This is a genomic window from Nocardioides sp. LS1, from assembly GCF_003865225.1.
In the GTDB taxonomy this organism is placed as follows: domain Bacteria; phylum Actinomycetota; class Actinomycetes; order Propionibacteriales; family Nocardioidaceae; genus Nocardioides; species Nocardioides ginsengisegetis.
In genome coordinates this window covers 32848-47468 of record NZ_BIFF01000008.1, presented here as the reverse complement: position 1 = coordinate 47468, position 14621 = coordinate 32848, and the positions used below count along the sequence as shown (strand labels likewise).

Here is a 14621-nt window from a genome sequence, read left to right as displayed (position 1 = left end):
CCGTGCCCCCCACCCCGCCACGCCCACTCCTGAGGGCCCCCGGCCTCGACTGGATCCTGATGACGGCCGTGCTCGCGCTCGTCACGTTGGGCTCGCTGCTCGTCTGGTCGGCCACCTCGCACCGCGAGGACCTCACGCTGGGTGACCCCACGTCGTACCTCCGCAAGCAGCTGGTCAACGTCGCCATCGGCCTGGTGCTGCTCGTCCTGGTGATGGCCACCGACCACCGCTGGGTGCGGATCCTCGCGCCGCTGGTCTACCTCTGCTCGATCGCCGGGCTGGCCCTGGTGCTGACGATGGGCGTGACCATCAACGGCTCGCGCTCGTGGCTCCAGCTGGGCGGGATGTCGATCCAGCCCTCGGAGTTCGCCAAGCTCGCCGTCGTGATCGGCATGGGCCTGCTCGTCGCCGAGCGCGCCGAGGGTCGTCGCCGCACCCAGATCGGCACCGTCGAGGTCCTCGGCATGCTCGCCATCGCCGGGGTCCCGGCGTCGCTGATCATGCTGCAGCCCGACCTCGGCACGATGCTGGTCCTGTCCGCGACCGTCTTCGGCGTCCTCGCCACGTCCGGCGCCCCGCGCCGCTGGCTGCTGCTCCTCGCCGGGGGCGGCGTCACCGCCGCGGTCGCGGCCGTGGCCGCGGGCTTCCTCAAGCAGTACCAGGTCGACCGCTTCATGGCCTTCACCAACCCCGACCTCGATCCGCGCGGCGCCGGCTACAACGTCGAGCAGGCCCGGATCGCGGTCGGCAACGGCGGCCTCTTCGGGCAGGGACTCTTCCACGGCTCGCAGACCCGCTCCGGCTTCGTGCCCGAGCAGCACACCGACTTCATCTTCACCGTCGCCGGCGAGGAGCTCGGCCTGATCGGGGCGGGCGTCCTGATCGCGCTCCTCGCGGTCGTGATCTGGCGTGCGCTCGCGATCGCGGCCCATACCGACGACCCGTTCGGCCGGATCGCGGCCGCAGGCATCGCCTGCTGGTTCGGCTTCCAGGCCTTCCAGAACATCGGGATGTGCCTGGGCATCATGCCCGTGACCGGCGTACCCCTGCCCTTCGTGTCGTACGGCGGCAGCTCGATGTTCGCGGGCATGCTCGCGATCGGCCTCCTCCAGAACATCCACCTGCGCTCCACCGCCTCCGTCCCGACCCGCTACGTCATGCCGGTCCGGGTGCTCACCTCCCGCTGACCCGCGCTGAGCCGCTCGAGGGACGGCCCGTCCGGGCCATGGTGCGGGAGTGGCCACCGGTGCCACCGTGGACCCGTGGCGCCATCGGAGCTGCTGCGCGACGCGGTCGAACGCAGCGTGGTCTCGGGCCACGAGGGCAAGTCGGGGGCGGGCCTGGAGAGGGTCCGGCTCGCGGACGGCCGCGCCCTGGTGGTCAAGCGGGTGGTGCCGGACGAGGACCTCACCCTCGACCTCGCCGGGGGCGGCCCCGCCCTCGAGTACGTCGTGTGGTCCACCGGACTGCTCGACCGGCTGCCGCCGGGGGTCGGCCACGCCGTGGTCGACGCGTGGCTCGAGGGCGAGACGACCTTCATCGTGATGCGCGACCTGGGCGATGCCGTCCTCACCTGGCAGGACCGGCTCGACCGGCCCCGGGCCTTCTGGGTGATGGAGCGTCTGGCCGAGCTGCACCGCGCGTTCCTCGACGACCCGCCGACCGGCCTCGCGCCGCTCGACCACCTCCTCGACATCTTCGCCCCCCACCGCGTGGCGGCCGGAGCCGAGGCCGGGATCGAGCTGATGGCGCTGGCCCGCCGCGGCTGGGAGATGTTCGCCGACCGCGTGCCCGCCGACGTCGCGGGCCCGGTGTTCACGCTGCTCGAGGACATCACCCCGGTGGCCGACGCGCTGAGCCTCGGTCCGGTCACGCTGTGCCACGGCGACGCCGCCACCGTGAACATGGCCCGCGAGGGCGAGCGGCTGGTCCTGCTCGACTGGGCGATGCCCGCCCGGGGACCCGGCGCGATCGACGTCGCCCGGTTCCTGGCGGGCTGCGCCTCGGTCGTGGAGCCGAGCCGCGAGGAGATGATCGAGGCCTACCGCCGCGCCGCCGGACCGGCGTACGACGAGCGGTCGATGCGGCTCGCGCTGCTCTCCGGCCTGCTGTGGCTGGGCTGGAACAAGGCGCTGGACGCCACCGAGCACCCGGATCCGGCGATCCGCCGGCAGGAGGAGGCGGACCTCGACTGGTGGGTCCGCCAGGCACGCACCACGCTGGAGAGGGAGGCACCCTGATGGACCTCAACACGCTGTACCACCGCACCGTCGAGGCGTGGGCGGACCGGGTCAACGCGGTCCGACCCGACCAGTGGGACGACCCCACGCCCTGCCGGGAGTGGACGGTCCGCGACCTGGTCAACCACGTCTGCGGCGAGGACCTGTGGACCGCGCCGCTGATGAGCGGCCAGACCATCGAGGAGGTCGGGGACCGCCTCGACGGGGACCTGCTCGGGGCCGATCCGATCCGCAGCTCGCTGGAGGCGGCGTCCGAGGCGACCCGGTCCGTCGCCGAGTGGCTGCCCAAGGGCGGCACCGTCCACCTCTCCTACGGCGAGGAGCAGGCCGAGGAGTACGTCCACCAGCTCGCCGCCGACCATCTCGTCCACGGCTGGGACCTCGCGGCGGCGACCGGGGGAGACGTCCGGCTCGACCCGGCGCTCGTCCACGAGGTCGCGGTCTGGTTCGAGGGGCGCGAGGAGCTCTACCGGGCCGCCGGCGCCGTCGGCCCCCGGGCCGCCGAGCACGGCACCGCCCAGAGCGCCCTGCTCGCCGGCTGCGGCCGGGACGCCGAGTGGGGTCCCAACCACGCCGCCCTGGCGCGCTTCTCGGCGGCGTTCGGCCGCGGTGACGTCGACGCGATCATGGCGCTGATGACCGACGACGTGGTGTTCGAGGCCACGGGCCCCGCCCCGGACGGGACCCGCCACGAGGGCGCCGACGCGGTCCGCGCGGTGTGGGTCGAGCTGTTCGGCCAGACGCCGAACGCCGCCTTCACCGAGGAGGAGTCGTTCGTGGCCGGTGACCGCGCCGTGCTGCGCTGGCGCTTCGACTGGACCGACGAGGCGGGCGCCCCGGGCCACGTCCGCGGCACCGACCTGATGCGGCTGCGGGACGGTCTCGTCGCGGAGAAGCTGTCCTACGTCAAGGGCTGAGCTTCTGGTTGGATGGATGACATGACCGAGCACACCATTGACCCGGCCATCCTCGAAGCCGTCCAGAGCGTCGCCAACCGTTTCGGGGTCGCGGGCCTGGAGGAGATGATCGTCCACGCCAACGCCGAGCTCGAGATCGCGAAGAAGGCCTACGCCGAGCTCGCGCCCGACTCCGACTGACGCCGACTGGCCCGGGCTGGCCCCGGCTTCACGGTTCGCCCCGCACCCGGCGGTCGACGTACCCTTGGTCGTTCCCCGATCGGTTGTGAGGTCTTTGTCGTGTCCGTGAGTGTGTTCGCCCGTCTCGAGCCCCGACTCCCGTCGGTCTCGAAGCCGATCCAGTACGTCGGTGGCGAGCTGAACTCCACCGTCAAGGACTGGGACTGCGCGCCGGAGGGCGAGACCGTCCGGTGGGCGCTGATGTACCCCGACGCCTACGAGGTCGGCCTGCCCAACCAGGGCGTCCAGATCCTCTACGAGGTCCTCAACGAGCGCGACTGGATCGTGGCGGAGCGCACCTACTCGGTGTGGCCCGACATGGAGAAGGTCATGCGCGAGGGCGACGAGCAGGGCCCGATCCCGCAGTTCACCGTCGACGCCCACCGCCCCGTGCGCGACTTCGACGTCTTCGGCCTGAGCTTCTCCACCGAGCTCGGCTACACCAACATGCTCAACGCCCTCGACCTGGCCGGCATCCCGATGCACGCGGTCGACCGCGGCGACGAGGACCCGATCGTGCTGGCCGGCGGTCACGCGGCGTTCAACCCCGAGCCGATCGCCGACTTCATCGACGCCGCCGTCCTCGGTGACGGCGAGGAGGTCGTGCTCGCGATCTCCGAGGTCGTCCGCGAGTGGAAGGCCGAGGGTCGCCACGGCGGCCGCGACGAGCTGCTGCGCCGCCTCGCGGTCACCGGCAACATCTACGTCCCGAAGTTCTACGACGTCGCGTACGCCGAGGACGGCTCCATCGAGGCCGTCGTGCCCAACCGCCCGGGCATCCCCTTCCGGGTCCGCAAGCACACGCTGATGGACCTCGACGCCTGGCCCTACCCGGCCAAGCCCCTCGTGCCCCTCGCCGAGACCGTGCACGAGCGCTTCTCGGTGGAGATCTTCCGCGGCTGCACGCGCGGCTGCCGCTTCTGCCAGGCCGGCATGATCACCCGTCCGGTCCGCGAGCGCTCGATCGAGACCATCGGCAACATGGTCGAGAACGGCATCCGCAAGTCCGGCTTCGAGGAGGTCGGCCTGCTCTCGCTCTCCAGCGCCGACCACACCGAGATCGCCGAGGTCGCCAAGGGCCTGGCCGACCGCTACGAGGGCAGCAACGTCTCGCTCTCGCTGCCGTCGACCCGCGTCGACGCCTTCAACATCTCGCTGGCCAACGAGTTCTCCCGCAACGGCCGCCGGTCCGGCCTGACGTTCGCCCCCGAGGGCGGCTCGGAGCGGATGCGCAAGGTGATCAACAAGATGGTCACCGAGGAGGACCTGATCCGCACCGTGGCGACGGCCTACTCCCACGGCTGGCGCCAGGTGAAGCTCTACTTCATGGTCGGCCTCCCCACCGAGACCGACGAGGACGTCCTCCAGATCGCCGACCTGGCCCGCAAGGTGATCCAGAAGGGTCGCGAGGTCGCCGGCCGCAACGACATCCGCTGCACCGTCTCCATCGGTGGCTTCGTGCCCAAGCCGCACACGCCCTTCCAGTGGGCCGCGCAGCTCGACCACGAGACGACCGACGACCGGCTCAAGAAGCTGCGCGACACGGTCCGCGACGACAAGAAGTACGGCCGCGCCATCGGCTTCCGCTACCACGACGGCAAGCCCGGCACCATCGAGGGACTGCTCTCGCGCGGCGACCGCCGGGTCGGCGCCGTCATCGAGCAGGTCTGGCGCGACGGCGGCCGCTTCGACGGCTGGAGCGAGCACTTCTCCTACGACCGCTGGGCCGAGTCGGCCGCGACCGCCCTCGAGGGCACCGGCGTCGACCTGGCCTGGTACACCACCCGGGAGCGGGAGTACGACGAGGTCCTCCCGTGGGACCACCTCGACTCCGGCCTCGACAAGGACTGGCTGTGGGCCGACTGGGAGGACGCGATCGACCCGTCCTCCGACGTCGAGGTCGAGGACTGCCGCTGGACGCCCTGCTACGACTGCGGCGTCTGCCCGACCATGGACACCGACATCCAGATCGGGCCCACGGGTCGGCAGCTGCTGCCGCTCAGCGTCGTCTGACGTGACCGATCCGGTGATCGAGCCTGCCGAGATCCGGGTCGCCGGCTGGGACGAGCGGCACGACGTCGCCGCCCTGCGCCGGGCCTGGACCGAGGAGAACGCCGGCCACCCGGTCGAGGACGACGACTTCACCGGGCGCTTCGAGGAGTGGCTCGAGCGCGAGCAGGACCAGCGGGTCACGTGGCTGGGGTACGTCGACGGCGTGGCCGTCGCGATGGTCAACCTGCTGGTCTTCACCCGGATGCCGCGTCCCGGCGAGTCCGCGCCCACCCAGTGGGGCTACCTCGCCAACTGCTACGTCCTGCCCGAGCACCGCAACGGTGGCCTCGGTGGACGGATGCTCGACGCGCTCACGGCGTACGCCGACGAGCAGGGCTTCGTGCGGGTCGTGCTCAGCCCGAGCCCGCGGTCGGTGCCGTTCTACCTGCGCGGCGGCTTCGAGCCCGCGACGTCGCTGATGGTGCGGTTGCCCGGCAGCTGATCCTCGATCGCAGCCGGCCGGGCGACATAGAGGCCCGCGGCGATCTGCGGCACCATCAGCGCGGTCAGCATCAGCAGGGGCGCGGTCCAGCCACCGGTGACGTCGTACAGCGTGCCGACGCCGAACGGCCCCAGCGCGGCCAGCAGGTAGCCGGTCGACTGGGTGAAGCTCGACAGGGCGGCGGTGCCCTCCGGGGTGCGTGCGCGGAGCCCGATCAGCACCAGCACGATCGGGAACGTCACGGCCCCGATGCCGACCAGCAGGGCGCCGGGGATCGCGAACGCGTGCGGGGCGATCATCAGGCCCACGTAGCCGGCGGGGTAGCAGAGCATGATCGCGAGCAGGATCCGCGCCTGGTCGGTGCGCCGCGCCACCGCCGCGGGCGCCCACAGCGACAGCGGGATCGAGACGGCGGCGAGCAGCCCGACCAGCGCCCCGGCCTGCCCGGCGGTGTAGCCGTGGTCGCGCCACAGCTGGGCGAACCAGCCGAACACGGCGTACGCCTGCATCGACTGGAGCCCGAAGAACAGCGCCATCGCCCAGCCCAGCCGGGTGCGGGCCACGTCGGACCAGCCGATGCTGCGCGGCGCCTGGTCCAGCGCCCGGTCGTGCGCCACCAGGCCGACCCAGGGGAGTGCGGCGAGCAGGGCGAGGCCGGCCCAGATGCCGAGTCCCCAGCGCCAGCTGCCGCCCGCGTGCGAGACGGGCACGGTGAGCAGGAGGGACGTGGTCAGGCCGACGGCGAGGGCGGTCGTGTAGATCGCCGTCACCCGTCCGACGGCGTCGGGGAAGTGCAGCTTGACCAGCGACGGGAGCAGCACGTTGGCCATCGCCATGCCGGCCAGCGCGAGCATCGACAGCACGAGGAAGAGCGCCTCGCTGCTGGTCACCGCCCGGCCGGCCAGCCCGAGGACCGCCGCGACCAGCGCCAGCAGCGTCACCCGGTGCACGCCGACCCGGCGGGCGGCGGTCGGCGCGAGCGCGCCGAAGAGCGCGAAGGCCAGCACCGGCAGCGAGGTCAGCAGGCCCGCGGCGACGGGCGACATCCCGAGCGCGGACCTGACCTCCGCGAGCACCGGCCCGACGCTGACGGCGGCGGGCCGCAGGTTGAGCGACAGCAGGACGAGTCCGCCGAGGATGACCAGGGACGTACGACGGGTGCTCACCCGCCCGATCCTCTCAGTCGTGGTCCCGGGTCACTGCGTCCGGGCGGACCATGACGACGTCGAACTCGATGACCCGCAGCGTCGGCCGGTGCCGGCTGACCGGGAACATCGCCGAGATCGCGAACCCGGCTGCCTCGTAGGTGTCGAGCTGCTCGGTCATCCGCGGCATGCCGTCGTAGATCGGGACGCAGCTCACCTCCGACTGGAGCCCCAGCACCTCACCGAGCCGGTCGCCGGCGCCGCGGACGGTGGCCAGGTCGTAGCCCTGGGTGTCCATCTTGAGGAAGACCCGGGGTGCCGCGACCCCCGCGACCGCGTCGTCGAGCACCTGGTCGAGCCGGCGGATCCGGATCGTCTCGGTGTGGGACTCGCGGAGCTTGTCCGACCAGGCCTTGCCGAAGTCGCTGGCCGGCAGGAGCGAGCTGAGCTTGCCGGGTGTCACGTTGATCTCCGCGGTGCCGTCGACGTCACCGAGGGCGCAGTCCTCGACCAGCCACTCGGGGTCGGCCGCCGCGTGCTCGCGCAGCAGGTCGACGAGGTACCGGACGGGCTCGTAGGAGACGATCCGCCCGCGGTAGCCCGCGCGCCGCAGCCGGGTGGCGAACTGGCCCTCGTTGGCGCCGACGTCGAGGACGACGTTGATGCCGAGCTCCCGGAACACCCACGAGAGGTGCTCCTCGCCGAGGTGGGCGCCGAGCTGGTTCTGGTAGCCGTTCATCTGCTTGCGGACCGTGCGGCGGTCCGCGACGACGTGCGTCCGCAGCCGCGGCGGGCCGACACGCTGGACCGCCAGCGGGCGCTCGCGCCGCTGGACGACGTACGCGCCGTCCTCCAGGCGGGTCACGTCGACGCCGGCTCGCGCCAGCAGGGGACCGAGGATCCTGCGTCGTGCACTGGTCACGGCTGCGACCCTAACGTTCGGGGGAAGCCTCAGCAGGGAGGAGCGGCCGGCACCTCGAAGGCGCCCCAGACCTCGCGGTGGTCGGAGATGCCCGAGCGCAGCACGGCCGCGGCGAGCGGTCGGACGGCCTCGTCGTGGAGCAGGAAGTCGATCCGGCGGTGCGGGACGAACGCCGGGACCGTCAGGCCGGGCCCCTCGCCCACCTCCGCCCAGGTGTCGGCCAGCCCGCCCCGCTCGAGGATCGCCACGGCGTGCGAGTCGGGCTCGGCGTTGAGGTCGCCGCCCAGGATGAAGGGCCCTGCGTCCCGGTCGATCACCTCGCGGATCGCGTGCGCCTGCTCGCGCCGCATCGATCCCGACGTGTGCTGCAGGTGGGTGTTGTAGACCGACACGCTGCGCCCGCGTACGTCGATCCGGGCGTGCAGCAGCCCGCGCAGCTCCATGCCCATCCGGTTGGGCAGGTGGGTGTTGGTGACGTCGGTGATCGGGTAGCGGGACAGGATCGCGTTGCCGATCGCCGCGGGAGGCAGCCCGGGCCGCGCCGGGCGGCGGAGCTTGTTGGCGCCGTACGCCGCGTGGAAGCCGAGCGTGCGGCCCAGCGACTCGGCCTGCTGGACCACGCCGGTGCGGACCCGGTCGCGGTCGACCTCCTGGAGCAGCACGACGTCGGCCCGCGAGACCGAGATCGCCCGGGCGATCTGGCCGAGGTCGAGGCGGCCGTGGCCGAGGCCGCCGTGGATGTTGAAGGTCAGCACCGAGAGCCGGACCGCGGGCCCGGGGGTCGGGCAGGCGCCCGGCTCGGGAGTCGTGGGCGGCGTCGGGTGAGGGGTCGGCGGCGACGTGGGAAGCACCGGGCTGGAGGGGACCGGAGCCGGATCGGGCGTGCGCGCCGGGGCGGGCCAGAAGGCCACCAGCCCACCCAGCGTGACCAGGGCGAGGAGGGCGAACAGCCCGTGGATCCAGCGGTTCATCGGTCTCCTGTCTCGCTCGGTTCCCGGGGTTGTCGGCTCGCCCGTGCAGGATAGGCGGCATGCGGTTGGTCCCCGACGCCGAGCGGCGTGCCCGTCTCGCCCAGCGACACGGCATCGCGCCGAGCCACCGGCTGCCCGGCCCGGTCGAGGCCACCCGGGCGATGACGGTGCTGCACGCGACCGAGCCCGCCACGGTCTACCTCTCGCTGCTCGCGAGGGTCGACGGCCTCGAGGTGGCCGACGTCGACGCCGCCCTCTACGCCGACCGCTCGCTGGTCAAGCAGCTCGCGATGCGCCGCACGCTCTTCGTCTTCCCGCGCGACCTGCTGCCCGCCGCCTGGGGGAGTGCCTCGGCCCGGGTCGCCACCCAGCTGCGGGCCAGGCTGGCCAAGGACGTCGAGCGCGGCGGGCTCTCCTCCGACGGGGCCGCCTGGCTCGACGCGGCGTGCGCGGCCACGCTGGCGCGGCTCGCCGACGGCGCCGAGCTGTCCGCCCAGACGCTCCGCGAGGAGGTGCCCGAGCTCGACGGCCGCGTGGTGATGTCTCCCGGCAAGTCCTACGGCGGCAGCTTCCCGATCGCGCCCCGGGTGCTCACCCAGCTGGCGGTCGAGGCGCGCATCGTGCGCGGGCGCAACGGCGGTCACTGGCGGACCTCGAGGCCGCAGTGGACGCTGATGGACCGGTGGCTGGGGAAGTCGCCCCCGCCGCTCAAGAGCGACGAGGGCTTCGCGGAGCTGGTCGGCCGCTGGCTGGCGACGTTCGGCCCCGGCACGGCCGCCGACGTCCAGTGGTGGCTGGGCGGCACGGCCGGGGCCGTCCGGCATGCGTTCGCCTCGGTCGGTGCGGTCGAGGTCGGGCTGGAGAGCGGCGAGACCGGCTGGGTGCTGCCCGACGACGTGGACGGGGCGCCGGAGGTCGCGCCCTGGGCCGCGCTGCTGCCGGTGCTGGACCCCACGGTGATGGGCTGGAAGGCCCGCGACTTCTTCCTCGGACCCCACGGGGCGGCCCTGTTCGACTCCAACGGCAACGCCGGCACCACCGCCTGGTGGGACGGCCGCGTCGTGGGCTGCTGGGTGCAGGACGACGAGGGGGTGGTCGTGCTCCACCTGCTGGAGGACGTCTCCGCCGAGGGGCGCGCCGCGCTCGACGCCGAGGCCTCCCGGCTGACGACCTGGCTGGGCGGCACCCGCGTCAGCACCGTCTACCCGTCCCCGGCGATGAAGGCCGCCCTGGCGGCGATCTAACCTTGGCCCGTGCGTGAGCAGCCCGAACAGCAAGCCCCCCCGGTCCAGCGACTCCGGATCCGCTACGCCAAGCGCGGCCGGCTCCGCTTCACCAGCCACCGCGACTTCAGCCGGGCCTTCGAGCGGGCGATCTTCCGGGCCCGGGTCCCGATGGCCTACTCCTCGGGCTTCAACCCGCACCCGCGCATCTCCTACGCCGGCGCCGCCCCGACCGGGTCGGCCAGCGAGGCGGAGTACCTCGAGATCGGGCTCGCCGAGGTCGTCGACCCCGCCACGATCCACGCCGCCCTCGAGGAGGCGCTCCCCGACGGCCTCGACGTGGTCGAGGTCGTCGTGTCCCCGGGTGGGCCGTTCGCCGAGCTGCTCGAGGCCAGCCGGTGGGTCATCGACGTCGCCGGCTCGCTCGAGGCCGCGCAGGAGGCCGTCGCCGGCTTCCTCGCCACCGACGCGGTCCCGGTGACCCGGATGACCAAGAAGGGCCTGCGCGAGTTCGACTGCCGCGCCGCGGTCGTGTCGCTCGCGGCCGTCGAGTCGCCCGCCGGGGCCCGCCTCGACCTGGTGCTGCGCCACGCCACCCCCGCCGTACGTCCCGACGACGTCCTGTCCGGCATCGCGTCGACCACAGGCTTCGAGGCCGGCCCGGCCCCACTGCTCACCCGGCTGGCCCAGGGGCCCCTCGACGCGGAGGCCGGCACGGTCGGCGACCCGCTGCACATCTCGACATAGGGGCCTTCCCCGGTCCGTGTGCGATACTCGCCGTGGTCGACGACCGGCGGTACCCCGTCACGAGTCGGCCCGACGACGTTCTCGCCGCTCCTCCCCGGAGGACGGCACAGTGGAGGTACGTCGTCGCCAGACCGCGACGCGGCCGGGCGAGTCGGTGACAGCGACCCGCACAGTCACGTGACTGCAGCCCAGCGACCGCGGCAGGCGACGAAGAGTTCTTCCAGTGACGCACACCGCGGAGGGTGTCGCCGCCACCGAAGGCTTTGCGTCGTGACCCCGCGTGCACCCCGTGTGCACGGGTCCGCGGCGTCTGACACACCCGGACACCTGAGGGTGCACGGGTCGAGGAGCAGCACATGCCCGACGAAAATCCTGTCGGAAACCAGACCCCCGCTCCCGAGATCTCCGCCGCTGACGCGGTCGAGGCCTCCAGCGAGGGCAGCGAGGGCACCGCGCCGGCCAAGAAGGCGGCCGCGAAGAAGACGGCGGCCAAGAAGACCGCCGCGAAGAAGACCACCACTCCGCGCAAGACGGCCGCCAAGAAGGTCGCCGTCTCCGCCGAGGAGCTGCCGCTCGAGGTGACGGCCGTCGAGCCGCCCGCCGAGGCTGCCGCGGCCGCCCCGGCGAAGAAGACGGCCAAGAAGGCCGCCGCGAAGAAGACCACCGCCAAGAAGGCGAGCACGAAGAAGGCCGCCGAGGCGCCTGCCGAGACGCCCGCGCCGGCCGCCGAGTCGGAGGCCACGGCGGCCGCCCCGGTCGCCGCCGTGCTCTTCCAGGCACCCGACGCGGCCAAGGCCCCGGCTCGCCGTACCCGCAAGGCGGCGCAGCCCAAGGCCGAGCCCAAGGCCGAGGCTGCGGCGCCCGCGGAGGCGCTGGCCGACGCTCCTGCACCGGAGTCGGTCGAGGAGTCGGCCGAGGCCAAGCCGACCGTCAAGACCACCACGCGCACGCGCACCCGCACGCCCAAGAAGGCGGCCGAGCCCGCCACGGTCGAGGACGAGGACGAGACCACCGACGAGGCGCAGGCCGAGTCGGACGAGGCCGAGGACCAGGCCGACAGCCAGGCCGACGACGCGGACGACTCGGACGAGTCCGACGGCGAGGGCGGTGGCGGTCGCCGCCGGCGTCGCCGTGGAGGCCGGCGCCGCCGCAAGTCCGGGGACGGCGAGTCGGGCGGCAACGACGACCACGGCCAGTCCGACAACCAGGGCGGCCAGTCCAACCAGGGCGGCCAGTCGCGACAGGCCAAGCAGGACGGCAGGCAGGACGGCACGGGCCCCGAGTCCGACGCCGAGCAGGACGCCGACGAGGGTGGCGAGGGCTCCTCGCGTCGTCGTCGCCGGCGCCGTCGCTCCGGTGACGACGGGGGCGAGGGCGGGGACGACCCGGAGAACACCGTCACCCGCGTCCGCCGGCCGCGCTCGGCCGAGGACGAGATCACCGCGATCTCCGGCTCCACGCGCCTCGAGGCCAAGAAGCAGCGTCGCCGCGACGGCCGCGAGGCCGGTCGCCGCCGCGCCCCGATCGTGAGCGAGGCCGAGTTCCTGGCCCGCCGCGAGTCGGTCGACCGGGTCATGGTCATCCGCCAGCGCGACGAGCTCACCCAGATCGGCGTCCTCGAGGACAAGGTCCTCGTGGAGCACTACGTCGCCCGCGAGTCGCAGACCTCGCTGATCGGCAACGTCTACCTCGGCCGGGTCCAGAACGTCCTGCCCTCGATGGAGGCCGCCTTCATCGACATCGGCAAGGGCCGCAACGCGGTCCTGTACGCCGGTGAGGTCAACTGGTCCGCCCTCGGCCACCGCGAGGGCCAGCCCCGCAAGATCGAGTCGGTGCTGACCTCGGGCCAGACGGTGCTCGTGCAGGTCACCAAGGACCCGATCGGCCACAAGGGTGCCCGCCTGACCAGCCAGATCAGCCTGGCCGGCCGCTTCCTGGTCTACGTGCCCGACGGCACGACCAGCGGCATCTCCCGCAAGCTGCCCGACACCGAGCGCAACCGACTCAAGACGCTGCTCAAGGAGATCGTGCCGGACACCGCCGGCGTGATCGTCCGCACGGCGGCCGAGGGCGCCAGCGAGGACGAGCTGACCCGCGACGTCGAGCGGCTCAAGGCCCGCTGGGAGGACATCGAGGGCAAGGTCAAGGGCAGCGCCCCGCAGCTGCTCTACGGCGAGCCGGACCTCACCCTGAAGGTCGTGCGCGACCTGTTCACCGAGGACTTCACCAAGCTCGTGATCGAGGGCGACGACGCCTGGGACACGGTCCAGAACTACGTCCACCACGTCGCGCCCGACCTCGAGGAGCGGCTCGAGCGCTTCGAGTCGCCCAACGGCAAGGACATCTTCGCGACCTACCGCGTCGACGAGCAGATCGCCAAGGGCCTGGACCGCAAGGTCTGGCTGCCCTCCGGCGGCTCGCTGATCATCGACCGCACCGAGGCGATGACGGTCGTCGACGTCAACACCGGCAAGTTCACCGGCTCCGGCGGCAACCTCGAGGAGACCGTCACCAAGAACAACCTCGAGGCGGCCGAGGAGATGGTCCGCCAGCTCCGGCTGCGCGACATCGGCGGCATCATCGTCATCGACTTCATCGACATGGTCCTGGAGTCCAACCGCGACCTCGTGCTGCGTCGCCTGGTCGAGTGCCTCGGTCGCGACCGGACCCGCCACCAGGTCGCCGAGGTGACCTCGCTCGGCCTGGTCCAGATGACCCGCAAGCGGATCGGCACCGGTCTGGTCGAGTCGTTCTCCGAGAACTGCGAGCACTGCCAGGGCCGCGGCGTGGTCATCCACGACGCCCCGGTCGAGGCCCGCAAGCCCGAGGACGAGTCGCGTCGCGGCGGTCGCCGCACGCGCGGTGGTCGGGGCCGTGGCGAGGGCGAGAACGAGCAGGGCGGCCAGAACGGCAACCAGGGCAACCAGGGCAACCAGGGCAACCAGGGTGGTCGTGGCGGTCAGCAGGGTCAGCAGGGCGGCCAGCAGGCCAAGGGAGGCACTCCGTCGCCCAAGGACATCGCCGCGCACGCCAAGCACGAGCACCCCGAGCACGAGCACGCCGAGTACGAGCACCCCGAGCACGAGCGCCCCGAGGCCCCGGCCGAGGAGAAGCCCGAGGTCGAGGCCGCTCCCGTGGTCGAGACGCCCGTCGAGACGCCGGCCCAGCCCGCCGCCGAGAAGCCCGCCGAGACGCCGGTCGAGAAGCCGGCCGAGCCGGCCGCCCCGCAGGTGGTCACCCGCACGCGCCGTCGGGCGGCCAGCCGTCCCGCCGGCCAGCCGGAGACGCAGAGCGCCCCGCAGCCCGTCGTGGTCGAGGCGGCTCCGGCCGCCGCGGTCGAGACGCCCGCGATCCCGCCCGCTGCTCCGGTGGCGGCTCCGAAGGTCGTGACCCGCACGCGTGGCCGCAGCGCCACCCGCCCCGCCGGCCCCCCGGCCGGCGCACCGGCCGGCGCACCGGCCAGCGCCGGGGGCACCGTGCCGGCGATGCCGGACGTGACCGCCACGACCCCGCCGGGCAGCGTCGGCAGCGTGGGCCAGCCCAGCCCGGACGGCCTGGTCGAGCCGGGTGCCGCGTCGACCGAGCCCGGTCACGACGCCGAGGCCCACCACGTCGAGCACGTCCCGATCAAGAAGAAGGGCCAGCGCAAGCGCTGATCCCCGCAGCACCCCCGCAGCACCAAGGGACGCCCCGGACCGCTGGTCCGGGGCGTTCGTGCGCCTCCGGGACCGCCTCACCGGTGA

The 14621-nt window shown here is 73.1% G+C and carries 12 protein-coding genes; 9 read left to right on the top strand and 3 right to left on the bottom strand.

All coding sequences use genetic code 11. The annotated features are described in order from the left end of the window. Positions 1 to 2 precede the first annotated feature (2 nt). The 6 genes from rodA (at position 3) to EJF31_RS21570 (ending at position 5870) form a co-directional block, all read left to right on the top strand. Entirely contained in the window at positions 3 to 1187 is a 1185-nt protein-coding gene (gene rodA, locus EJF31_RS21585; protein WP_260431007.1) for a rod shape-determining protein RodA, read from the top strand. A 75-nt stretch (positions 1188 to 1262) separates the two neighbouring features. After that, positions 1263 to 2240 (top strand): hypothetical protein, encoded by a 978-nt coding sequence (locus tag EJF31_RS22010; RefSeq protein WP_185736386.1) that lies wholly within the window; start codon positions 1263 to 1265, stop codon positions 2238 to 2240. Then, the gene (locus EJF31_RS21580) at positions 2240 to 3157 is read left to right on the top strand and encodes a TIGR03086 family metal-binding protein (RefSeq protein WP_125039266.1); all 918 of its coding nucleotides are present in this window, start codon (positions 2240 to 2242) and stop codon (positions 3155 to 3157) included. The genes EJF31_RS22010 and EJF31_RS21580 overlap by 1 nt, the downstream gene beginning before the upstream one ends. Positions 3158 to 3178: 21 nt before the next feature. Then, a complete protein-coding gene (locus tag EJF31_RS22005; protein WP_185736385.1) occupies positions 3179 to 3337 on the top strand; it encodes a hypothetical protein in 159 nt (52 codons plus the stop codon). Positions 3338 to 3436: 99 nt separating this feature from the next. Beyond that, positions 3437 to 5389: a TIGR03960 family B12-binding radical SAM protein gene (locus EJF31_RS21575; protein ID WP_185736384.1), complete on the top strand. Its 1953-nt coding sequence runs from the start codon at positions 3437 to 3439 to the stop codon at positions 5387 to 5389. Position 5390: 1 nt separating this feature from the next. After that, positions 5391 to 5870 carry a GNAT family N-acetyltransferase gene (locus EJF31_RS21570; protein WP_221767699.1) on the top strand — a complete coding sequence of 160 codons (480 nt, stop codon included), beginning with the start codon at positions 5391 to 5393 and terminating at the stop codon, positions 5868 to 5870. On the opposite strand, the gene EJF31_RS21565 is transcribed toward EJF31_RS21570, so the two are convergent. Genes EJF31_RS21565 through EJF31_RS21555 form a run of 3 tightly spaced genes read right to left on the bottom strand, consistent with a single transcriptional unit; the run spans position 5810 to position 8908 of the window. Next, positions 5810 to 7036: an MFS transporter gene (locus EJF31_RS21565; RefSeq protein WP_260431006.1), complete on the bottom strand. Its 1227-nt coding sequence runs from the start codon at positions 7034 to 7036 to the stop codon at positions 5810 to 5812. The two genes, EJF31_RS21570 and EJF31_RS21565, sit on opposite strands and share 61 nt — an antisense overlap. Positions 7037 to 7049: 13 nt before the next feature. After that, the gene (locus tag EJF31_RS21560; protein WP_125039264.1) at positions 7050 to 7937 is read right to left on the bottom strand and encodes an FkbM family methyltransferase; all 888 of its coding nucleotides are present in this window, start codon (positions 7935 to 7937) and stop codon (positions 7050 to 7052) included. Between the two features lie 29 nt (positions 7938 to 7966). After that, a complete protein-coding gene (locus EJF31_RS21555) occupies positions 7967 to 8908 on the bottom strand; it encodes an endonuclease/exonuclease/phosphatase family protein (RefSeq protein ID WP_125039263.1) in 942 nt (313 codons plus the stop codon). A 59-nt stretch (positions 8909 to 8967) separates the two neighbouring features. Between EJF31_RS21555 and EJF31_RS21550 the strand changes: the two genes are divergently transcribed. The 3 genes from EJF31_RS21550 to EJF31_RS21540 all read left to right on the top strand — a co-directional run bounded on the left by EJF31_RS21550 (position 8968) and on the right by EJF31_RS21540 (position 14534). Beyond that, complete coding sequence (locus EJF31_RS21550; protein WP_125039262.1) at positions 8968 to 10152, top strand: winged helix DNA-binding domain-containing protein; 1185 nt, start codon at positions 8968 to 8970, stop codon at positions 10150 to 10152. A gap of 9 nt (positions 10153 to 10161) precedes the next feature. Further along, on the top strand, positions 10162 to 10878 hold the full coding sequence (locus tag EJF31_RS21545; protein WP_125039261.1) for a TIGR03936 family radical SAM-associated protein: 717 nt from the start codon (positions 10162 to 10164) through the stop codon (positions 10876 to 10878). A gap of 356 nt (positions 10879 to 11234) precedes the next feature. Beyond that, positions 11235 to 14534 carry an Rne/Rng family ribonuclease gene (locus EJF31_RS21540; protein ID WP_125039260.1) on the top strand — a complete coding sequence of 1100 codons (3300 nt, stop codon included), beginning with the start codon at positions 11235 to 11237 and terminating at the stop codon, positions 14532 to 14534. Positions 14535 to 14621 lie beyond the last annotated feature (87 nt).